Source organism: Variovorax gracilis, from assembly GCF_030317115.1.
Classification (GTDB): domain Bacteria; phylum Pseudomonadota; class Gammaproteobacteria; order Burkholderiales; family Burkholderiaceae_C; genus Variovorax; species Variovorax gracilis.
The window spans coordinates 202,197-223,247 of record NZ_JASZYF010000001.1 but is presented as its reverse complement, the minus strand read 5'-3'; the positions used below and the strand labels follow the sequence as shown (position 1 = coordinate 223,247).

Below are 21,051 nucleotides of genomic sequence, written 5' to 3'. Positions count from 1 at the left end.
CCCGTCAACCGCTTCGTTCGCTCGACATGAACCTCATTCCCGTCATCGACCTCATGCAGGGCCAGGTGGTGCGCGCCGTGCGCGGCAACCGCCAGGCCTACCGGCCCATCGAGTCGCGGCTCTGCCACGGCAGCGACCCGGTGACGGTGGCGAAGATCCTCTGCGACCACTGCGCCACGCGGCAGTTGTACGTGGCCGACCTTGACGCCTTGCTGGGCCGCTCCGGCCAGACCGAAGTCTTGCGCACGCTGCTGCAAGCCATGCCGGGCCTGGAGCTGTGGCTCGACGCCGGATTTGCGAACGCAGGCTCGGCCGATGCGCTCTTGCTGGCGCTGGGCGCCGCGGCACGGCAGGTCGTCCCGGTCTTCGGCAGCGAGTCGCTGGCGTCGAGAGAGGCGCTCGAGCGCTGCTTCGGCGGCAGCAACAGCGACGGCGTGCTGTCGCTGGACCGCCGCGATGGCCAGCACCTGGACGCCGCAGGCTGCTGGGACGCGCCCGCCCTGTGGCCTCGGCGCGTGATCGTCATGACGCTCGAACGCGTCGGCGCGGGCGCCGGTCCCGACCTGGAGACCCTGGCCGACGTGCGTCGCCGATCGCCTGCGACCTTCTTCGTCGGTGCCGGGGGCATCCGCAACCAAGGCGATCTGGACGCCGCCAGCGACGCAGGGGCCGGCGCCTGGCTGGTGGCCAGCGCGCTGCACGACGGCGGACTGCCCCGGGTGCGCGGCTGACAAAAGCCGATGGTGGTTCGCATCATGGGTTTACCCGCATCACGTTTCGTGCCAAGAGAAGCGCGTGGCCGCCCACCCTCTGCCGGGGGCAATACCTGCGGCCCGACGTAGCCGGTTCTGCGGTCTTACCTAGGCTCGGCCCCAGGCTTGCTCACTTCGTGTAGCCGCCCACCCCCTGCCGGGGGCAACACCTGCGGCCCGCCGTAGCCGGTTACGCGGTATTTCCGGGATGGGGGTTGGTTGGGGTCATGCGTGCGGGTTTCGCGTTGGCGTGGCAGGAAACCGAGAGGGGCGCCCGGGCCAGAACTGCAACACGGGGGCGCCACACAGTGTTTCACTTCTGAAGGCGTGCCCTTGGCGCGTGCGCGAGCGCGCCTGTGACACCCGGTGGGCATATCGCTTGCGTGAAGCTGCGCGATGAACGAATCCCTGCTGGCGACGGAAGGCGCTGCGGCGCGCTGGACCTGTCCTTTTTGCGCGTTGCTTTGCGACGACCTGAGCGTCCGGGTCAGCGCGTCCGGCGCGTCGCTGGAACTGGCCGACGGGGACTGCGCCAGTGCGCGCATCGGCCTCGCACACTTTTCGGGCACGCCCTCGACGGCCGCGCCGCTGATCGACGGGCGTCCCGCTGATCTGGCGGATGCAGTCGCCGTCGCGGCCCGTATCCTGGCCGCGTGCCGGCAGCCGCTGTTCGGCGGGCTGGGCACCGACGTGGCGGGCGCCCGCGCCGTGTACCGCCTGGCCTGCAAAACCGGCGCGATCTGCGATGCCGCGGGCGGCGCCGCGCTGATGCAGGCGGTGCGATCGCTGCAGGATCGGGGCGGCTTCACCACCACGCTGGCCGAGGTGCGCACCCGCGCCGACCTCATCGTCTGCCTGGGCGAACTGCCCTGCGGCGAGGCTGCCGAGTTCCTTCCACGTTGCGGGTTGGAGGAGGATGGCCTGGTCGCGCAGCGACACGTGGTGGTGCTCGGCGACACGATCGCCGCGCAGGCCGGCCTGGCGGTGCTGGCCCGCCACCGGGGCATCTCGACCGAGGTGGTCCCGCTGCACGGCGACTTGTTCTCTACGGTGGCGTTGCTTTCGGCGCTGCTGGCGAAGCGCGCCGCGCGCGACGTGCCTTCACCGCTCGCTTCGCTGGTCGAGCGCTTGCGCGCCGCGCGCTACGCGGTGATCGTCGGCCAGACGAGCCGGCTGCCGGCACAAGGCGCCTTGATCATCGAAGGCGTCCACCGCATCGTCGGTACGCTCAACGCCACCACACGCGCCGGCGCATTGTGGCTGGGTGGCGGCGACGGCGCGGGCACGGTCAACGAGGTCTTCACCTGGCTCTCGGGCTTGCCGTTGCGCTCCCGTGCCGGCCCCGCCGGGCTGGAGCATGAACCGCTGTGTTTCGACGCCTCGCGCCTTCTGGCCGATGCAGCCGTGGATGGCCTGCTGTGGATCTCGAGCTTCGACCCCACGTGTGGGCCGCCCGAGTCGCCTGTGCCGCTCGTTCTGCTGGGGCATCCCGAGCTGGCGTCGTCGGCGGCGCGTGCAGGGAGCGTGTTCATTCCGGTGTCGACACCGGGGATCGGTTCGGCCGGTCACCTCTTCCGAGCCGACGGCGGCACGGTCCTACCGCTGGTCCCGGTCTATCGCGACAACTTGCCGTCGCTGGCCGACGTGCTCGGCAGCATCGCGCAGGGCGTGTCGGCGTCACGCGCCAAGGCGGCCGTCCCATGAGCAGCATGCGCCTTCGCGGCGGTCGCATCGTCGATCCGACGCAGCCCAGCGATACCGTGCGGGACCTGTGCGTGCAGGACGGCCGCATCGCAGCGCTCGACCCGAACCATCCGGCCGACGTCGAGATCGACGCGAGCGGCTGCGTCGTGATGGCGGGCGGCATCGACATGCACACGCACATCGGCGGCGGCAAGGTCAACCTCGCGCGACTGCTGATGCCCGAGCTGCACCGCGCCAACGGCAATCCGATCGGGCTCCCGGCCAATCCGCTCGAACTGGCTTCGTGCGGCGGTTGTGCGCCCGGCACGCTGGCCACGGGCTACCGCTACGTGGAGATGGGCTACACCGCGGCCTTCGAGCCGGCCATGGTCGCGAGCAACGCCCGCCACGCGCACATGGAAATGGGCGATACGCCGATCCTCGACCACGGCGCCTACGTGATGCTCGGCAACGACGAGTTGTTTCTCGAACTGCTCTCCAAGGGCGGCGAGGGCGGCCACAACTTCGAGACCCTGCGCGACTACATGGGCTGGACGATTCATGCCACCAAGGCGATGGGCGTCAAGGTGGTCAATCCCGCCGGCATTTCGGCCTTCAAGTTCAACCAGCGCAAGCTCGATGTCGACGAGCGCCATGTCCACTGGCAGGTGACGCCGCGGCAGGTGGTGCATACGCTGGCCCGGGCCCTGCGCGAACTCGGCGTGCCGCATCCGCTGCACATCCATGGCAGCAACCTGGGCGTGGCCGGCAACATCGAATCGACGCTGCAGACCATCGACGCCCTGGAAGGATTGCCTGCGCACCTGACGCACGTGCAGTTCCACGCCTATGGCACCGAGGGGTCGAAGAAGTTCTCGTCGGCGGCGCTGCAGCTTGCCGAAGCCGTCAATGCCAATCCGAACATCAGCGTCGATGTCGGACAGATCATGTTCGGCCAGACGGTCACCGCCTCGGGCGACACGATGCGCCAGCATGCCCAATCCGGGCTCGCCAGTCCGCGCAAGTGGGCCGGAAGCGACATCGAGTGCGAGGCCGGTTGCGGCGTCGTTCCGTTCAGGTACCGCGAGCAGAGCTATGTGAATGCCTTGCAGTGGGTCATCGGCCTGGAGATCTTCCTGCTCGTCACGGACCCGTGGCGTGTGGTGCTGACCACCGACCACCCCAACGGCGGACCGTTCACCAGCTACCCGCACCTGATCCGCCTGCTGATGGACCGCAGCTTTCGCGAGGAGCAACTGGCGAAGCTGCACCCCGACGTATCGGCGAATTGCGCGCTGCGCTCGATCACGCGCGAGCTGAGCCTGCGGGAGATCGCGATCATGACGCGCGCTGCGCCCGCACGGCTGCTGGGCCTGAGCGACCGGGGCCACTTGGGCCAGGGTGCTGCGGCGGACATTGCGGTGTACCGCGAGCAGGCCGACCGCGAGGCCATGTTCTCCACGCCCGAATTCGTCTTCAAGGACGGCGCGCTGGTGGCGCGAGGAGGGCGCATTGCAGCTGTGCCAACAGGCGGGACGCACTTCGTCGAGCCGGAATACGACCGCGGCATCGAGAAGACCTTGCGCAAGCACCTTGCGGCCCGCGGCTCGGTGAACTTCGACCGCATCGCCATCGGCCACGATGAGCTGTGCAGCTGCTGCAACGGCGGGCGCCTGCTGCCGGCGGCGTGTTTCAAGGGCGAGTCATGAGCGATCCGTTGGTCCGGAACGGCGTGCAGATCGACGACGGCTTTGCCGAGGCCTTCCCGATGAAGGCCACGCGCATCGTGATCACCGCGCACAACGCCACCTGGGCGCGCCATGCGGCGGTGTCGGCGACCGGCTTTGCGACTTCGGTGATCGCCTGCGGTTGCGAGGCCGGCATCGAACGCGAGCTTGGCGCCGACGAGACGCCCGATGGACGCCCCGGCCTGAGCGTGCTGATCTTCTCGATGTCGGGCAAGGAACTGGCCAAGCAGGTGGAGCGGCGCGTCGGCCAATGCGTGCTGACCTGCCCGACGACGGCCGTGTATGCCGGCATCGCCGAAGGGGAGCCGATCGCACTGGGACAGAACCTGCGCTTCTTCGGAGATGGCTGGCAGGTTTCCAAGGTGATCGGCGGCATCCGATATTGGCGGGTGCCGGTGATGGACGGCGAGTTCGTCGCGCAGGAGAGTACCGCCGTGGTGAAGGGCGTGGGCGGCGGCAACCTGCTGCTGCTGTGCAGCGACGCCGACAGTGCGCTGGCCGTTTCCGAGGCCGCGGTCAGCGCAATGAGGGCGCTGCCCAACGTGATCCTGCCCTTTCCCGGCGGGGTGGTGCGTTCCGGCTCCAAGGTGGGCAGCAAGTACGCGGCGCTGAACGCATCGACCAACGACGCCTTCTGTCCGAGCCTCTACGGCCTGGTCGCCCACAGCGAGTTGACGCCCCGAACACGCTGCGTCATGGAGATCGTGATCGACGGCCTGACCGAAGCCGATGTCGGCGCCGCGATGCGCGCGGGCATGCAGGCCGGCATCGCTTGCGGTGCGGCCTGTGGGCTGCTGCGCATTTCGGCGGGCAACTACGGCGGCAAGCTCGGCCCTTTCCACTTCCATCTGCGCAAGCTGCTGGGGGAGGGGGGCTCATGAGTGGCTGGCAATTGACGCTCAAGGCATCGCCTGCGCTCCGGGTGGACCTGCGCGGCGTGACGCCGGCGGCGTTGGCGGATCTGGCGCTCGCCGAGGTCGAGCGCTGGCCCGTGGGCTACGGCAATGCATGGGCCCCGCTGGCCGAGTTCTTCAAGCTGGCGCCGCACGACAGCGATGCGCTCATTTTCGACGGCGACCTGTCGCGCTTCGATCGGGTGGGCTGGCAGTTGGCGGGAGGCCGCATCCATGTCCACGGCAATGTCGGCCACCATGCCGGGGGCTGCATGAGCGCCGGCGAGTTGCTCGTCGATGGCCGCGCCGGTCTGCTGGCGGCCTGCGAGATGGCAGGCGGGAGCTTCACCGTGCAAGGCGACGTGGACGATTTCGCGGCCAGCACCCTGCCGGGCAGCATGGACGGCATGCGCGGCGGCACTTTCGTCGTCAAGGGCAATGCGGGCGCGCGCTTCGGCGATCGGATGCGGCGCGGCAGCGCGATCGTGCACGGCGATGCCGGCGACTTCCTGGCGTCGCGCCTGGTGGCCGGCACCATCGCGGTCGGCGGGCGCGCCGGAGCGCATGCGGGGTGGGGCATGCGGCGCGGGAGCGTGGTGTTTGCCACCGGGCCTGCGGCGTTGGATGTTGCAGCGACCTTTGTTCCGGCGCTGGCTGCGGCTGATGTGTTCTGGCAACTGTTGGCGCGCGATCTGGCGCGACATGGCGGACCTTTCGCGACGCTGGGCACCCGGCGCATCGAACGTCACCTGGGGGATCTGGCCGTGGACGGCAGGGGCGAAATTATCATTGCGCGTTAGCAACCGAGCCGCATCCTGATGAACCTGACCGCCCATAGCTTCGCGTTGCTCGACGACTGCGCCGCGACCCGCGAGCGGCCGACCAGCCGCCTGTACCGGGGATTCGTGCGCGAGCACCACTGCACCGACCCGGCGGGACTCGATGCGATGTGGGCACCGGTGGAAGCCGACCTGCGCGAGGGGCTGCATGCCGTCCTGCTGATCGACTACGAATGGGGCGCCAAGCTCCTGAAGGCGGGCCACGAGCGGCTCGCGCCCGATGACGCATCGGCCCTGCGTCTGCTGATGTTCCGCGACCTTTCGCGACTCTCGGCGGCCGAGGCGGGTGACTGGCTTGCGGGGCTCGATCCGGGGCCGGTGCCCGCGGCCGGCGTGATGGAGTTGGCGACCAGCGTGGACGAGCCGGCATTCTCCGAAGCGATTGCACGGATTCACGAGGCCATCGCTGCCGGCGAGACCTACCAGGTCAACTACACCTTCCGTTTGCTGGGGCAGGCCTACGGATCGCCGGTGGCGCTGTACCGGCGGCTGCGCGAGCGCCAGCCGGTTTCGTATGGCGCGCTGATCGCCTTGCCCGCACGGTGCGGCTCCGTGGATGCGGTGACGCATGTGCTGTCCTGCTCGCCAGAGCTTTTCGTGCGCCATGAGGATGGCTTGCTCACCGCCCGGCCCATGAAAGGCACGGCCTCCCGCGCGCAAGGCGTGGAAGGCGACAGCGAGACCGCGCGACTGCTGTCGATCGACGTCAAGAACCGCGCCGAGAACGTGATGATCGTCGACCTGCTGCGCAACGACCTGGGCCGCCTGGCGCAGATCGGCAGCGTGAAGGTGGCGGACCTGTTCGCGATCGAGCCCTACAACACGCTGTTCCAGATGACCTCCACCGTGCAGGCCCGCCTGAAGCCGGAGGTCGGGTTCCCCGACGTGCTGCGCGCGGTGTTCCCCTGCGGTTCGATCACCGGGGCGCCCAAGCACCACACGATGCAGTTGATCTCCGGCCTGGAGACCACGCCCCGCGGCCTCTATTGCGGCGCCATCGGCTGGATGGATGCGCCCGGGGGCACGGCACGGGTGGGTGACTTCTGCCTGTCGGTGGCGATCCGCACCCTCACGCTCGGGCACGAAGCGCGAGGCCTGCGGCCCGCCCGCCTGGGCATCGGCGCCGGCATCGTGGCGGACAGCCATGCCGGCGACGAATTCAGGGAGAGCCACCTGAAGGCACGCTTCCTGACCGGCCTGGACCCGGGCTTCGAACTGTTCGAGACGATGCTCGCGACACCGGCGCCGGCGCAGCAGGGTGGCCGGCCCGTGCTTCGCCACCTCGATCGGCATCTGGCGCGGATGGCGCGCAGCGCCCGCACGCTGGGCTTCCGCTTCGACCATGCCTCGGCGCTGGACGCCGTGGCGGCGCTCGACCGGGCATTGGCTCCCGGGATGCGCTGGCGCGTGCGGCTGGCGCTGGCCCACGACGGGAGCCTGAAACTCCAGCACGCGCCCCTCGCGCCCCTGGAGGGCGACTCGGTCGCGCTGCGCGTGGCCGACGAGCGCCTGCCCGATGTCAACCCGTTGGCCGCCCACAAGACCACGCTGCGGCAGGTGTACGACGAGGGCGTGCGCGCGGCCGAGCGTGCCGGCGCCTTCGACAGCCTGTTCTTCACGGCCGATGGCCGCCTGGTCGAAGGCGGCCGCACGTCGGTGTTCCTGAAGCTCGACGGCCGATGGGCCACGCCGCCACTGGCCGATGGCGCGCTGCCCGGTGTGATGCGCGGCTGCCTGCTCGAAGATCCCGCGTGGGGAGCCGTCGAGCGCAGTCTCGGATGGGACGATCTTCAGCGCGCCGAGGCGATCGTCGTCTGCAATGCGCTGCGCGGCGCGTTGCCGGCGCGGCTGTTGCACCCCGTGCACGAACAGGTCGAGTGACATGGGCTCCGGCAGGCTCGCGCTGTTCGATCTGGACCTCACGCTGATCCCGTTCGACAGCGGCATGGCCTGGACGCAGTTCCTGATCGGCCGGGGCATCCTGCCGGCCGAAGCCGAGCCGCGCTACCTGGCCTACTGCCATGAGTACATCGCGGGCACGCTCGACATCCATGCCATGCACCGCACCAACATGCGGCCGCTGCTGCCGTATTCGCGGGCGACGCTGGCGCAATGGCAGCACGACTTCGAAGCGGAGATGGCGCCCCGCATGCCGGCATGGAGCCTGGCGCTGGTCAAGCGTCATCAGGAGAGCGGTGACCTGTGCGCCATCGTCACTGCGACGACGGAACTGATCTCCGAGCCGATCGCGCGCCTGTTCGGCATCGACCACTTGCTGGCCACGCGCCCCGCGACCGTGGACGGCTTGGCGGGCGCCCCGTTCACCGGCGAGATCGATGGCGAGCCCTGCTATCGGCAGCACAAGGTGACGCGCGTCAATGCCTGGCTGGCGTCGCGGCTCCAAGGATCAGGCCGCAGCCTGGCCGAGTTCGAGCAGTCATGGTTCTACTCCGACGCCATGGGCGACCTGCCCTTGCTCAGCGCCGTCTCGCACCCTGTCGTGGTCTGCCCGGACGAGCGACTGCACGCACACGCGCTGCGATCGGGATGGCCCATCCTGTACCCCGCCTGACGCCGCCGCTACGCTCCTTGCGGTCGCCAGGAATCCCGTGGAACCGGCTTCGCCGGACCACAGGGATTGCCCCCGGAAGGGGGTGGAGAGTGACACGAAGTGCGCGAGCCTGGGGGGAGAGCCCATCCCTAGGCTTGAATCAGGCCCCAGCGCAGCGCAACCAGCGTCAATTCCGACTGGTTGCTCGCACCGAGCTTCTGCTTGACGTGATACAGGTGCGTGCCCACCGTGCTCGGCGACAGGTTCAGGGTCTCGGCGATCTGCGCCACGGTCTGGCCGCGCGCGAGCTGGATGAAGACCGAGAACTCGCGCTCGCTCAGCGCATCGGCCGGACTGGTATCGCCTTCGAGCTGCGTCAGCGCCAGGGCCTGTGCCGTGCGTGCATCGACATAGCGCTCGCCGCGCGCCACCGCCGTGACCGCGGCGATCAGCGCATCGGGCGCGCTGCGCTTGGTCAGGTAGCCGAGCGCTCCGGCTCGCAGCACGCGCCTTGGATGGGCCGTGTCTTCATGGGCCGACAGGGCCAGCACGCGCGCCTTCGGGTCTTGCGCCAGCAGGCGACGGACCGCTTCCAGCCCACCGATGCCGGGCATCGAGATGTCCATGACCACGACGTCCGGCTTGACGCGCGGATAGTCGATGCAGGCTTGCTCGCCGCTTTCGGCCTCCGCCACCACTTCGACCTCGGCGTCGGCCAGCAGCATGCGAAAGCCCACCCGCACCAGGGCGTGGTCGTCGACCAGCAGCACGCGGATCATGCGACGCCCTCGGTGGCCGGAAGGGGCACGCGCACGCGCAGCCGCACGCCATGGGGCGATGCGCTCCCGATCTCCAGGGTGCCGCCCAACGCCTCCACCCGCTCGGCGAGCCAGCGCAGTCCGTAGTGGCCGCTGCGCTGCGGGTCCGCGGGCGGCATGCCGCTGCCGTCGTCGACGAGTTCCAGCGCCAGTTCGCCGGCGTGGCTCTGGAGGGTGAGCTGCAAGTGGCGGGCCTGGCCGTGGCGCAGCGCATTGGTAAGCCCTTCCTGTGCTGCGCGGTACAGGGCGAGCGAGGCGTCGGCGCCCGGCTCCGCGTCGGCCAGGTTGACCTTCAGCGCGATCTGAACGTCGGCATGGGTGCGTTGCGTGCGCTCGACCAGATCGTTCAGCGCCTCGGCCAGGCCGAAGTTGTCCAGCACCAGGGGGGTCAGGCGCGGGATGATGCCGTGCATCGCGTCGTACAGGCGCGAGGATTCGTCGGCGATCAGGCGCGCCGCCTGTTCGGCCTGCGGGTCGAAGGAGTGCACGCGCGTGGCGATCGACAGCGCCATGCTGCGCATCGCCGTCACCGACTGGCCGAGTTCGTCGTGCAGTTCGCGAGCGATCATGCGGCGCTCGGCTTCGATGTGCTTGTCGATCCACTGGGCAAGATCGCGGCTGTCGGAGAGCTGCATCTCGGCGCGTACCGCGCGGCGCTCGGTCTCGATATGGCCTTGCAGCTCGCCCACCATGCGGTTGAAGGCCGCTCCGATGGCTGCCGCCTCGGTGCCTGCCAGCGGCGGCAGCGCGACGTTGAACTGCCCGGCCTGGAGCTGGTTCAGCGCCTGGACGATCCGGCCGAAGGGCCGCACCGCGCGGCCCACCAGCCAGAACACCATCGCGTTGACCACGAGCAGGAACCCGAGCGCACCGGCGGCGAGCGTCACCACATAGTCCCAGGCATCGACTTCAGCGCGCGAGGCGTTCGCCCGCACGACCAGCTTGCCGTCGGGGAACTCGATGGCCTGCACCGAGGGGGTCGGTGTGATGAGCGCGCTGAACCAGTCCGGCGCGTCACGGCCAGCCTTGTAGGTGGGCGGGGGGGAACGGTACAGCTCGCGTCCTTCCGAATCGAACAGCGTCAGGTCGTTGGAGCGGACCCGCCCGATGCTCTGCAGGAAGGCCAGCATCGCGGGCGTGCCTTGCGCCGCGTAGCGCAGGGCGGTGCCCTGCAGCAACAGCGCGGCGACACGGTTGGCGGCCACCACTTCCTCATGCACGGACTCGCGCATGCTGCGCAACTCCAGCGCCAGCACGGTCGCAGCGAAGAAGAAGGTCAGCGAAACGACGATGAGGTTGATCTTCAGCCGAAGGCTCATGGTGGAGGAGGCCCGGGTTGGAACGGACGCGGGCCATGGTAGCGGGTCGGCAGGCGCGGCGTGGGCCTCGATTCATGAAAATCATGAGCCCTGAATCATGATTCGCGGGCTGTGCGGATCGCGCGCGCAGGGGGACCATGCATCAAGGGATCGTTGGATCCCCGCGGCACCATACGGTGTCCGTGTCATTTCAAAGGAGACCTTTATGAAATGGGAAACCCCGACCGCGACTGACGTGCGCCTCGGCTTCGAAATCACGATGTACGTGGCTGCCCGCTGACGCCGGTTGCGGCAGGTCCGGCACTCCGGGGGCATGGCCTTCGGTGTGCCGGCTTGTCTGCACCCGGTGGGGCGCCCTCCATCCCCGCCGATGCGCATCACCGTCCTCGGTTCGGCTGCCGGCGGAGGCTTTCCGCAGTGGAACTGCAATTGCCGCAACTGCGCGGGCCTGCGCGCGGGCACGTTGAAAGCCAAGGCACGGACGCAGTCGTCCATCTTCGTGCAGCCTGACGGCGGCGTGGACGGCGTGCTGTTCAATGCATCCCCCGACATCCTCGAACAGATCCGCAGCAAGGCTGCGCTGCAACCGGCGCGCGCCCTGCGCGATTCGGCCATTGCGGGCGTCGTGCTGATGGATGGCCAGGTCGATCACGCGACAGGGCTCTTCATGCTGCGCGAGCGCAAGGGCCCGCTGCCCTTGTGGTGCACCGACCCGGTCGAAGAGGATCTGAGCCAGGGGAACCCGGTGCTGCGTGTTCTCGGCCACTACTGCGGGGTGGACCGGCATCGCATCGCGCTGGACGGCAGCACGTTTGCCGTGGCAGGCGTCGCGGACCTGGGCTTTCGCGCGTTGCCGCTGTCGAGCAAGGCGGCGCCTTACTCTCCGCACCGGGATCGGCCAGTCGACGGCGACAACATCGGCATGCTCATTTCGGACGGCCGCAGCGGCAGGCGGGTGTTCTATGCGCCCGGGCTCGGCCGGATCACGCCGGAGGTGTTCGATGCCATGGCGCTCGCCGACTGCGTCATGGTCGACGGCACGTTCTGGACCGATGACGAGATGCCGCGCCTCGGCCTTGGCGCCAAGACGGCCCGCGATATCGGGCACCTGCCGCAGTCGGGCCCTGGCGGAATGATCGAGTGGATGGCCAAGCTGCCGCAACGCACGCGGCGCATGCTCATCCATGTCAACAACACCAATCCGATCCTCGACGAAGACTCAGATGAGCGTGCGACGCTGACGCGCGCCGGCATCGAGGTCTGCGAGGACGACATGCAGATCGACGTATGACTGAGACCATCCAGGCCTGGACGAGGGATGAATTCGAGGCGCAGCTGCGCGAGCGCGGCCGCGCCTATCACATCCACCACCCGTTCAACCTCATGCTCAACAGCGGCCGTGCCACGCAGGAGCAGGTGCGCGGCTGGGTGGCCAATCGCTTCTACTACCAGATCGCGATCCCGATCAAGGACGCCGCGGTGCTGTCCAACTGCCCCGACCAGGAGGTCCGGCGAGGCTGGGTGCAACGCATCCTCGACCACGACGGCTTCGAGCTGAATGGCGTGCGCGATGAAGGCGGCATCGAAGCCTGGCTGCGTCTCGCGACGGCCGTGGGCCTCACGCGCGAGGAAGTGCTCGACCTGCGCCACGTCGCGCCGGCAATGCGCTTCGCGGTCGATGCCTACGTGAACTTCGCTCGGCGCGCGCCGTGGCAGGAGGCGGTCTGCTCGTCGCTGACCGAACTCTTCGCGCCCGAGATCCACAAGCAGCGGCTGGCGAACTGGCCCGAGCACTACCCGTGGATCGAGCCGGAAGGCATGGCGTACTTCCGCAACCGGGTGAGCCAGGCGCGCCGCGACGTGGAGCAGGGGTTGGCGATCACGCTCGGGCATTTCACGACGCGGCCCTTGCAGGAGCGGGCGCTGGAGGTGCTGCAGTTCAAGCTCGACATCCTGTGGGCGATGAGCGATGCGATGGCGCTCAAGTACGGGGTGACGCCATGACGCCGGCGAGCATCTCGACGCGGCCACGCGTCGGCACCGGCTTCCGCCTGCAGTGGGAGCCCGCGCAGAACTGCCATGTGCTGCTCTACCCGGAGGGAATGGTCAAGCTCAACCAGAGTGGCGGCGAGATCCTGAAGCGCTGCGACGGAGAGCGCAGCGTCGCGGCCATCGTCGGCGAGCTGGAACAGGCGTTTTCGACCCAGGGGCTGGGTGACGATGTGCTGGCCTTCGTCGAGATGGCCGGCAAGCAGCGGTGGCTGGCATGGGACTGATGCAACACCCATCGCCGGGGTCTCCCGGGCCTCCACTCTGGCTGCTGGCGGAGCTGACCTACCGCTGTCCGCTGCACTGCGTGTTTTGCTACAACCCGATCGACTTCGCGCGGCAGGAAGCGGAACTCTCGACGGAGGACTGGCTGCGGGTGCTGCGGCAAGGCCGCGAACTGGGCGCCGTGCAACTCGGCCTGTCCGGCGGCGAACCGCTGGTGCGCGACGACCTGGAGGCGATCACCGCCGAAGCGCATCGGCTGGGCTACTACACCAACCTGCTGACCTCCGGCGTCGGCCTGACGGCGGCGCGCGCTGCGGCATTGAAGGCCGCCGGGCTCGACCACGTCCAGTTGTCCTTCCAGGATTCCACGAAGGAGATGAACGACTTCCTTTCGCACACCAAGACCTTCGAGCTGAAAAGCCGGGTCGCGAAGATCATCAAGGACCAGGGCTGGCCGATGGTGATGAACGTGGTGATCCACCGCATGAACATCGACCACATCGACCGCATCATCGGCATGGCGGCCGAGCTCGGTGCCGAGTACCTGGAGCTCGCGAACACGCAGTACTACTCGTGGGCCTTCCTGAACCGCGACTACCTGCTGCCGACGCATGCCCAACTGCAGCAGGCCGAGCGCACGACCGACGCCTGGCGAGCGCGGATGGGCGAGCGCATGCGCATCTTCTTCGTCGCGCCCGACTACCACGAAGGCACGCCCAAGCGCTGCGTCAACGGCTGGGGCAGCACCTTCCTCAACGTGACGCCCGACGGCACGGCCTTGCCGTGCCACACCGCGAAGATGCTGCCAGGCCTGAGCTTTCCGAACGTTCGCGACCAGGGCCTGCGCGAGATCTGGTTCGATTCCGAGGGCTTCAACCGCTACCGCGGCACCGGCTGGATGAAGGAGCCGTGCGCGAGTTGCGAATTCCGCGAGCAGGACCTGGGCGGGTGCCGCTGCCAGGCCTACATGCTGGCCAACGACCCGGCCGTCGCCGACCCGGCCTGCGTGAAGAGCCCGCACCACCACCTGGTGAAAGAGGCCGTCGAGCGCGCGGGCAGCCTGTCGCCGGCGCATGCGGTGGAGCATCCCCTGGTGTTCCGCGCGCCGGAGAATTCGCGGCGGCTCGGCGGGGTGGTCGTCGAATCCTAAAGTGCTTGTCATGGCGTGGCGCGAGGAATAGATTGCGCTGACCACGATGGAGACAACGCCATGGCTTCACTGACTGTGAATGGCGCGTCGCGCAACTTCGACGGCGACGCCTCGATGCCCCTGCTCTGGTATCTGCGCGACGAGCTGCAGATGACGGGAACCAAGTTCGGATGCGGCATGGCGCTGTGCGGCGCCTGCACCGTCCATCTGGACGGCAACCCGGTACGCGCCTGCAGCACGCCGATGAGCGCGGTGGTCGGCAAACGCGTCACCACCATCGAGGGGCTGGATGCCAATGGGCAGCACCCGCTTCAGGTCGCCTGGCGCGAACAGGGCGTGCCGCAATGCGGCTACTGCCAGTCGGGCCAGCTCATGCAGGCGGCCGCGCTGCTCAAGAACAGTCCGCGGCCGACCGATGCCGAGATCGAGGCCGCCATGTCGGGCAACATCTGTCGATGCGGCACCTACACGCGCATCAAGGCCGCGATCAAGCAGGCCTCCACGATGAAGGGAGCGTGACATGGAAAACACCCTTCAAGCCACGCCGCGGCTGCAAGTCGGCAAGCTCTCTCGCCGCAGCCTGCTCGGCGGTGCCGCAGGCGGATTCGTGCTCGCGCTCGGCTGGCCCGAGCCTGCCGAGGCACAGGATGCGCCCAAGAAGTTCGGCGCCTACGGCATGCCCAACGGCGTGGTCGAGAACCCGCTGGTGTTCGTTTCGATCGCCGACGACGGCATCGTCACGATCACCTGCCACCGGGCCGAGATGGGGCAGGGCGTGCGCACCGGCGTGCCGATGATCGTCGCCGACGAGATGGAGGCGGACTGGTCGAAAGTGCGTGTCGCGCAGGCGCCCGGCGACGAGGTGCGCTACGGCAACCAGGATACCGACGGGTCGCGCACGACGCGCCATTTCTTCATGCCGATGCGCCGCTGCGGCGCCTCCGCGCGCCAGATGCTCGAATCCGCGGCTGCGGCGCGCTGGGGCGTGCCGGCGGCCGAGGTGAGCGCGAGGAACGGCCAGCTCCTGCACCGCCCGACCGGACGCACGCTCGACTTCGGCGCGGTGGCGCGCGATGCCGCGGCCTTGCCCGTGCCCGCCGGCGCCGATCTGCGCCTGAAGAAGCCGGCCGAGTTCCGCTACATCGGCAAGGGCACGCTACCGATCATCGACGGTTTCGACATGACGACCGGCCGGGCCATCTACGGCATCGACGTGGTGATGCCCGACATGCTCTACGCCGTCGTGGCGCGCAGCCCGGCCTACGGCGGAACCCTGCGCGGCTTCGATGCCGCCGAGGCGATGAAGGTCCCGGGCGTGGTGAAGGTGGTCGAGATCAAGGGATCGCCGGTGCCGGCCGCCTACCAGCCGCTGCCAGGGGTCGCCGTGATCGCCACGAACACCTGGGCGGCGATGAACGGACGCAAGGCGCTCAAGCTCGACTGGGATGGCGGCCCGAACGGCAGCTATTCCTCGGACAGCTACCGCGCCGAGATGGAAGCCGCCGCCGCCAAGCCGGGCAAGGTGATCCGCAACGCGGGCGACTTCGATGCCGCGATGAAATCAGCGGCCAAGGTGGTGAAGGCGCAGTACTACATGCCGCACCTGACGCAGGCGCCGATGGAGCCGCCGACCGCGACCGCGCGCATCAAGGACGGGCGCTGCGAATTGTGGGGCCCCTTCCAGAGCCCGCAGGCGGTGCGCACCGACGTCGCCAAGCGGCTGGACATGACGCCTGACAAGGTGACGGTCAACGTCACATTGCTCGGTGGCGGCTTCGGCCGCAAGAGCAAGGGCGACTACGCGACCGAAGCGGCGCTGCTCGCGCGCGAGACCGGCGGCAAGCCGGTGAAGGTGGTGTGGACGCGAGAGGACGACCTTCATCATTCGTTCTATCACACGGTCTCGGTCGAGCATCTCGAAGCCGGGCTGGATGCAAAGGGCAAGCCCGTCGCATGGCTGCACCGCAGCGTGGGGCCGACCTTGATGGCGCTGTTCGTGGCGGACCCGAAGACCGAGTCGCCGATCGAGCTGGGCATGGGCCTGACCAATGTGCCCTTCGCGATCCCGAACCTGCGGGTGGAGAACCCGGAGGCCGCGGCGCACACGCGCGTCGGCTGGTATCGCGCGGTCTCGAACATTCCGCACGCCTTCGCCATCCAGTCCTTCGTCGACGAGATGGCACACGCGGCGAAACGCGATCCGAAGGATTTCCTGCTCGAACTGCTCGGCCCGCCGCGCAGGATCGACCCGCGCGACATCAACGACACCTGGAACCACGGCGAGGATCCCGCGGTCTACCAGGTGGATATCGGGCGGCTGCGCCGTGTCACCACGACGGCGGCCAAGGAGGCCAACTGGGGCCGGCCGATGGGCAAGGGGCGCGGCCTGGGCATCGCGGCGCACTACAGCTTCACGACCTACGTCGCGGCGGTGGTCGAGGTCGCGGTGGATGGCAAGGGCGAGCTGACCATCCCGCGCGTGGACATCGCGATCGACTGCGGCGCCATCGTCAACCCGGAGCGGGTGCGCTCGCAGATGGAAGGCGCGTGTGCGATGGGCATCGGCAACGCGCTGTCCGGCGAGATCTCGTTCAAGGATGGCCGGGTGCAGCAGGACAACTTCCACCAGTTCGAGGTGCTGCGAATGAACGCGGCGCCGAAGGTGATCATGGTGCACCTCATACCGGGCGACTACGACGCGCCGCTCGGCGGCGCGGGCGAACCCGGCGTGCCGCCGATCGCGCCGGCGCTGGCCAACGCGATCTTTGCGGCCACGGGCAAGCGCATCCGCAACCTGCCGATCAAGGACCAGTTGCGCGCCTGATGACTACTTGCCCTCGGGGGTGATGAAGCACCCCTTCTCGGCCTTGGCCTGGAGCTCGCGGTAGCGCTTGGCCTGCGGCTCCAGCGAAGGCACGTCGCGAATCGCGCCGCCGCGCTCGCCGCCGATGGACATGGCCTTGGTGATGGTGCTCATCGTGACGTAGTCCTTGTACTTCACGCTGGTGGCCAGCGCGTCGAGCGCGCACGAGCACTTGTTGATCATCTCGAACTGCGGACCGGGGTGCGCGCGCATGCATTCCTGCACGTAGAGCACGCGGTCCGCCGTCGGGAAGTCGTTCGCCTGGGCCGGGCTTGCGGCCATCGGCAGGGCGCACAGGCCCGACAGGAGGAAGGTCGAGAGGGGCGATCGTTGCATGGGAGGTCCGTCAGGGTTGGCGCCCGCCGGCGCCGTCGAGAAGCATCTCCTCGGCCATCAACGGTGCCGAGGCGGCGGATTCTCCTTCGATTCGGGTGCGGATGCCATAGAGGCCGCCCGGGACTGCGTCCGACAGCAGGAAGACGTAGGTCTTGTTGGCCATCTTCTCGAAGCGCCCACGATTCGGATCGTCGAGATAGGGCGAGATGCTGATCTCCCGTACCGCGACTGGCCGGCCGCGATAGGGCAGGGTGACGCTTCGCACCGTGGCGCCCTGGTACACCGCCATGCGGATGCGCTTGCGGAAGTAATTGGCCTGGCCTTTCGTGAGGCGCTGCATCTCGCGGATGTCACGTTCGAGGAAGTAGAGGATGGCCGGGTTGCCTTCGGCGCTTTCGATCTCGGGCTGGGTCATGGCGCGCGCGCCGCTGAAGAAATCGGCGCGAACGGCGCAGCACTTGCCGTCGGGTTGCGCCGTCAGGATCAGCTTCACCGTGTCGTCGAAGGGCTCTTCCAGCGTGCCGGTCTTGTGAAAGGCGTACTGCAGCGTGGTCGGAGGCCGCAGTTTCGCCAGATGGTTGTCCATGAAGAGCGCCCGCTCGGCGACCGAGAAGTCGGTCGCCGCGACGGCCGGCCAGGACATCCACCAGATCAGCGCGAGGGCCAGCCTGAGGATGGGGATGGCTTTCATCGGGAGCAGGGAGCGCTATTGCTTCGGGGCCGCGTACGAGGCGTCGACGAGGGGCACGCCGTACTCCTTCAGGATCGCCTCGATCTGCGGTCGGTTGGATTCGATCAGGCCTTCGACCTGCTGCTTCCATTCGCGCTCGCCGTAGCGCACGCCCATGGCGATCTGGTAGTCGAACTGCACGCCCGGCTCCGATTTCAGCGGCACCACCGCCAGCGCCGGCGTCTTGACGCGCTGCGCGTAGTAGCCGGCGATCGGGCCCCAGACGATGGCGACGTCGATCTTGCCGGCCGCGAGGTCTTTTTCGATGATCTCGCCGGGGTACTGTGCCGGGTCGGCGTTCATGACCTGGTAGGGCACGCCCTGCTCGACGAGGTTGTGCTTGCCGAGCCATGCCGATGCGGGCGAACGGTCGTAGATGCCGATGCGCAGCTTGGCCAGCTGGGCCGGATCGAGCTTCAGGAAGTCCTCGCCGGAAGTCACCTTGTCCAGGCCCTTGCCCTTCGCGAAGACCAGCGCGTAGGTCGAGCGGTAGTACGGCTTGGTGACCGACACCTGGTCGTAGCCCGCGGGCACGCCGATCACGATGTCGCACGGGTAGTCCTGGCCCGGCAGCTTGAACCTCAGCGTGTTGCGGATGAAGGCCAGGCGCTGCGGGAAGGAGTAGTAGACCACCGGCAGGCCCAGCGATTTGCCGAACACTTCCGCGATCTTGTTCTCGATCCCTTCGCCCTTGACGTTCGAGAACGGCAGGTTGTTCGGGTCCTGGCAGACGCGCAGCGCGGTGCGCTTGGCAGGCGGGTCCTGGGCGGCCGCGCCGGGTGCCAGCGTGGCCAGCGCGATGCCGGCTGCCGCGAGCATGCATCGATGAAGGCCGGCGTGCGTCATTTGGAGATTTCTTCGACCTTCGCGCGCGTGATGGCGCCGTCGGAGCGGCCCTTCAGATAGGCGTAGAGCTGGTTGATGTTGTCCATGACCATCGGGCTGTTGCCGAAGCTCTGCATGCCCTTGTCCAGCCGGCCGTTGGAGACGGTCTTGATGAAGTCCTCCTTCGAGAGTGTCTTCATGCTGACGATCAGCGACGGGCCGACCAGTCCTTCCTGGTTGGCGCCATGGCAGCGGTCGCAGGCGGCGGCGCGCCAGGCCCGGAAGCCCTTGATCGTCTCGCCGTCTACCTTGTAGCCATCCACCACCTTGTAGAGGGGCTTGTCGTCCGAATGAACCGCACTGGCAATGCACAACAGCGCGCCGGCGGTGAGCAGGGCATTCCTCAAACGCATGATGTCGAGATCCTTGTTGTCGTCAGCATGAAGAGATGGCAGCCCCTGGCTGGGCTGCCATCTCCGGATCTGGCCAGAGGCCTCAAGCTCAGTTGCCCGGCAGCGCGAACACGGTCAGGGAGCCCCCGAGTTCGGTGTACTGGTTGAGCTCTTTGTAGCCGCCCACGGCGCCCAGGCCATCCTGGTCCTTTTCGAGACCCGCCGCCATGCCGATGCCAGCCCAGCCGCCGATGCCCGAGAACACGCCGATGTACTGCTTGCCCTTGTGCTCGTAGGTGAACACGTTGCCGATGATGCCGGAGGGCGTCTTGAACTTGAAGAGTTCCTTGTTGATGTTCTTCTTGTCCACGCACTTCATGTAGCCCTCGAGCGTGCCGTAGCAGGACAGGCCACCCGCCGTGTTGAGCGCGCCGCTCCAGACCGAGAACTTCTCGGGATGGCTCTGCACGATCTTGCCGGTGCCGGCGTTCCAGGTGATGTAGTTGCCCATGCCGCCATGGCTGCCCGGTGCCGGGTACATGGAGAGCGTGGCGCCTACGTAGGGTTGGCCGGCGGTGTATTCGACCTTGAACGGCTCATAGTCCATGCAGACGTGGTTGGTCGGCACGTAGAAGAGCTTGGTCTCCGGATCGAAGGACGCCGGCTGCTGGTCCTTGGAGCCCAGAGCTGCCGGGCAGATGCCCTTGCTGTTGACGTCGGGTCCGTTCTGCGCGGTGGAGTACTTCGACACTACTTGCGGACGGCCGGTCTTCATGTCGACGTTCGTGGCCCAGTTCACCTTGGGGTCGTACTTCTCGGCGACCAGCAGCGCGCCGGTCACGCGGTCCAGCGTGTAGCCGAAGCCGTTGCGGTCGAAATGCACGAGCGCCTTGGTGGGCTTGCCCTTGACGTCGATGTCGGCCAGGATCATCTCGTTGATGCCGTCGAAGTCCCACTCGTCGAAGGGGGTCATCTGGTAGGCCCACTTGGCCATGCCGGTGTCGACGTCGCGCGCGAAGATGGTCATGGACCACTTGTTGTCGCCGGGGCGTTGCGACGGGTTCCAGGTCGACGGGTTGCCCGTGCCGTAGTAGAGCAGGTTCAGGTTCTTGTCGTAGCTGTACCAGCCCCAGGTGGTGCCGCCGCCGAGCTTCCACTGGTCACCCTTCCAAGTCTTCAGGGAAGAGTCCTTGCCGACGGGGGCCATCTTGCCGTCGGTCCAGGTCATCGTCTTTTCCGGGTCCATCAGCATTTCTTCGTCCGGCCCGGTGCTGAAGGCCTTCCAGACCGGCTTGCCGGTGTTGATGTCGTAGGCCGCGAGGAAGCCGCGCACGCCCCACTCGCCGCCGCTGATGCCGGTGATGACCTTGTCCTTGAAGACGTGCGGCGCATTGGTGTTGACGGCGCCCAGCTTCGGGTCCCCGTTCTTCACGGTCCAGACGACCTTGCCGGTCTTGGCATCGAGCGCGACGAGGTTGCTGTCAGCCTGCTGCAGGAAGACCTTGCCCTCGGCATACGCGAGGCCGCGGTACACCGTGTCGCAGCACATCTGCGGGATCACCGCCGGGTCCTGCTTGGGCTCGTACTTCCACAGGATCTTCTGCGTGTCGAGATCGAGCGCGAAGACCTTGTTGGGGAACGGCGAGTGCAGGTACATCTTGCCGTCGATGACCAGCGGCGAGCCCTCATGCCCACGCAGCACGCCGGTGGAGAAGGTCCACGCGACCTGCATCTTGCCGACGTTGCCGGTGTTGATCTGCTTGAGCTTGCTGTAGCGCTGGTTGTACATGTCCCCAGCCTGCATCGCCCAATTCTTCGAGTTGGCGATATTCTTCTCGACGTCGGCATTGGCCAATGCCAACGCTGGCATCGCGAGGA

21 protein-coding genes are annotated in these 21,051 nt (G+C 67.9%); 14 read left to right on the top strand and 7 right to left on the bottom strand.

The annotated features are described in order from the left end of the window. The first annotated feature begins 26 nt into the window (after positions 1–26). The 7 genes from QTH97_RS01050 to QTH97_RS01020 all read left to right on the top strand — a co-directional run bounded on the left by QTH97_RS01050 (position 27) and on the right by QTH97_RS01020 (position 8,487). Positions 27–731 (top strand): HisA/HisF-related TIM barrel protein, encoded by a 705-nt coding sequence (locus tag QTH97_RS01050; protein WP_286566122.1) that lies wholly within the window; start codon positions 27–29, stop codon positions 729–731. Between the two features lie 417 nt (positions 732–1,148). Then, on the top strand, positions 1,149–2,456 hold the full coding sequence (locus QTH97_RS01045) for a molybdopterin-binding domain-containing protein (protein ID WP_286566121.1): 1,308 nt from the start codon (positions 1,149–1,151) through the stop codon (positions 2,454–2,456). Beyond that, complete coding sequence (locus QTH97_RS01040; protein ID WP_286566120.1) at positions 2,453–4,144, top strand: formylmethanofuran dehydrogenase subunit A; 1,692 nt, start codon at positions 2,453–2,455, stop codon at positions 4,142–4,144. Before QTH97_RS01045 ends, QTH97_RS01040 begins: the two co-directional genes overlap by 4 nt. Continuing rightward, complete coding sequence (fhcD, locus tag QTH97_RS01035) at positions 4,141–5,064, top strand: formylmethanofuran--tetrahydromethanopterin N-formyltransferase (protein ID WP_286566119.1); 924 nt, start codon at positions 4,141–4,143, stop codon at positions 5,062–5,064. The genes QTH97_RS01040 and fhcD overlap by 4 nt, the downstream gene beginning before the upstream one ends. Next, on the top strand, positions 5,061–5,876 hold the full coding sequence (locus QTH97_RS01030) for a formylmethanofuran dehydrogenase subunit C (RefSeq protein WP_286566118.1): 816 nt from the start codon (positions 5,061–5,063) through the stop codon (positions 5,874–5,876). Before fhcD ends, QTH97_RS01030 begins: the two co-directional genes overlap by 4 nt. A gap of 18 nt (positions 5,877–5,894) precedes the next feature. Next, positions 5,895–7,796, top strand: a complete 1,902-nt coding sequence (locus tag QTH97_RS01025) for a chorismate-binding protein (RefSeq protein WP_286566117.1) — start codon at positions 5,895–5,897, stop codon at positions 7,794–7,796. A 1-nt stretch (position 7,797) separates the two neighbouring features. Then, positions 7,798–8,487 (top strand): HAD family hydrolase, encoded by a 690-nt coding sequence (locus tag QTH97_RS01020; protein ID WP_286566116.1) that lies wholly within the window; start codon positions 7,798–7,800, stop codon positions 8,485–8,487. A 128-nt stretch (positions 8,488–8,615) separates the two neighbouring features. Here the strand turns inward: QTH97_RS01020 and QTH97_RS01015 are convergent, their stop codons facing one another. Both QTH97_RS01015 and QTH97_RS01010 read right to left on the bottom strand, forming a co-directional pair. Then, positions 8,616–9,245, bottom strand: coding sequence for a response regulator (locus QTH97_RS01015; protein ID WP_286566115.1), 630 nt, complete (start codon positions 9,243–9,245; stop codon positions 8,616–8,618). Next, a complete protein-coding gene (locus tag QTH97_RS01010; RefSeq protein ID WP_286566114.1) occupies positions 9,242–10,603 on the bottom strand; it encodes an ATP-binding protein in 1,362 nt (453 codons plus the stop codon). Before QTH97_RS01010 ends, QTH97_RS01015 begins: the two co-directional genes overlap by 4 nt. Before the next feature lie 205 nt (positions 10,604–10,808). Here QTH97_RS01010 and pqqA point away from each other — a divergent pair, with 205 nt between their 5' ends. The 7 genes from pqqA to QTH97_RS00975 all read left to right on the top strand — a co-directional run bounded on the left by pqqA (position 10,809) and on the right by QTH97_RS00975 (position 16,851). After that, complete coding sequence (gene pqqA / locus QTH97_RS01005) at positions 10,809–10,883, top strand: pyrroloquinoline quinone precursor peptide PqqA (RefSeq protein WP_286567061.1); 75 nt, start codon at positions 10,809–10,811, stop codon at positions 10,881–10,883. A 90-nt stretch (positions 10,884–10,973) separates the two neighbouring features. Next, on the top strand, positions 10,974–11,894 hold the full coding sequence (gene pqqB, locus QTH97_RS01000; RefSeq protein WP_286566112.1) for a pyrroloquinoline quinone biosynthesis protein PqqB: 921 nt from the start codon (positions 10,974–10,976) through the stop codon (positions 11,892–11,894). After that, positions 11,891–12,607: a pyrroloquinoline-quinone synthase PqqC gene (gene pqqC, locus QTH97_RS00995; RefSeq protein WP_286566111.1), complete on the top strand. Its 717-nt coding sequence runs from the start codon at positions 11,891–11,893 to the stop codon at positions 12,605–12,607. Before pqqB ends, pqqC begins: the two co-directional genes overlap by 4 nt. Beyond that, complete coding sequence (gene pqqD / locus QTH97_RS00990) at positions 12,604–12,879, top strand: pyrroloquinoline quinone biosynthesis peptide chaperone PqqD (RefSeq protein WP_286566110.1); 276 nt, start codon at positions 12,604–12,606, stop codon at positions 12,877–12,879. Before pqqC ends, pqqD begins: the two co-directional genes overlap by 4 nt. Beyond that, entirely contained in the window at positions 12,870–14,027 is a 1,158-nt protein-coding gene (gene pqqE / locus QTH97_RS00985) for a pyrroloquinoline quinone biosynthesis protein PqqE (RefSeq protein WP_286566109.1), read from the top strand. The genes pqqD and pqqE overlap by 10 nt, the downstream gene beginning before the upstream one ends. Positions 14,028–14,087: 60 nt before the next feature. Continuing rightward, positions 14,088–14,546, top strand: a complete 459-nt coding sequence (locus QTH97_RS00980) for a (2Fe-2S)-binding protein (RefSeq protein ID WP_286566108.1) — start codon at positions 14,088–14,090, stop codon at positions 14,544–14,546. Between the two features lies 1 nt (position 14,547). Continuing rightward, complete coding sequence (locus QTH97_RS00975; protein WP_286566107.1) at positions 14,548–16,851, top strand: xanthine dehydrogenase family protein molybdopterin-binding subunit; 2,304 nt, start codon at positions 14,548–14,550, stop codon at positions 16,849–16,851. A 3-nt stretch (positions 16,852–16,854) separates the two neighbouring features. Here QTH97_RS00975 and QTH97_RS00970 read toward each other — a convergent pair whose 3' ends face one another. The 5 genes from QTH97_RS00970 to xoxF form a co-directional block, all read right to left on the bottom strand. Then, positions 16,855–17,226, bottom strand: a complete 372-nt coding sequence (locus QTH97_RS00970) for a hypothetical protein (protein WP_286566106.1) — start codon at positions 17,224–17,226, stop codon at positions 16,855–16,857. 10 nt (positions 17,227–17,236) lie between these two features. Continuing rightward, positions 17,237–17,917 (bottom strand): hypothetical protein, encoded by a 681-nt coding sequence (locus QTH97_RS00965; RefSeq protein WP_286566105.1) that lies wholly within the window; start codon positions 17,915–17,917, stop codon positions 17,237–17,239. Between the two features lie 15 nt (positions 17,918–17,932). Further along, a complete protein-coding gene (locus QTH97_RS00960) occupies positions 17,933–18,802 on the bottom strand; it encodes a substrate-binding domain-containing protein (protein ID WP_286566104.1) in 870 nt (289 codons plus the stop codon). Continuing rightward, on the bottom strand, positions 18,799–19,194 hold the full coding sequence (locus tag QTH97_RS00955) for a c-type cytochrome (protein ID WP_286566103.1): 396 nt from the start codon (positions 19,192–19,194) through the stop codon (positions 18,799–18,801). Before QTH97_RS00955 ends, QTH97_RS00960 begins: the two co-directional genes overlap by 4 nt. A gap of 88 nt (positions 19,195–19,282) precedes the next feature. Beyond that, the gene (xoxF, locus tag QTH97_RS00950) at positions 19,283–21,043 is read right to left on the bottom strand and encodes a PQQ-dependent ethylene glycol dehydrogenase XoxF (protein ID WP_444813378.1); all 1,761 of its coding nucleotides are present in this window, start codon (positions 21,041–21,043) and stop codon (positions 19,283–19,285) included. Between the last annotated feature and the right edge of the window lie 8 nt (positions 21,044–21,051).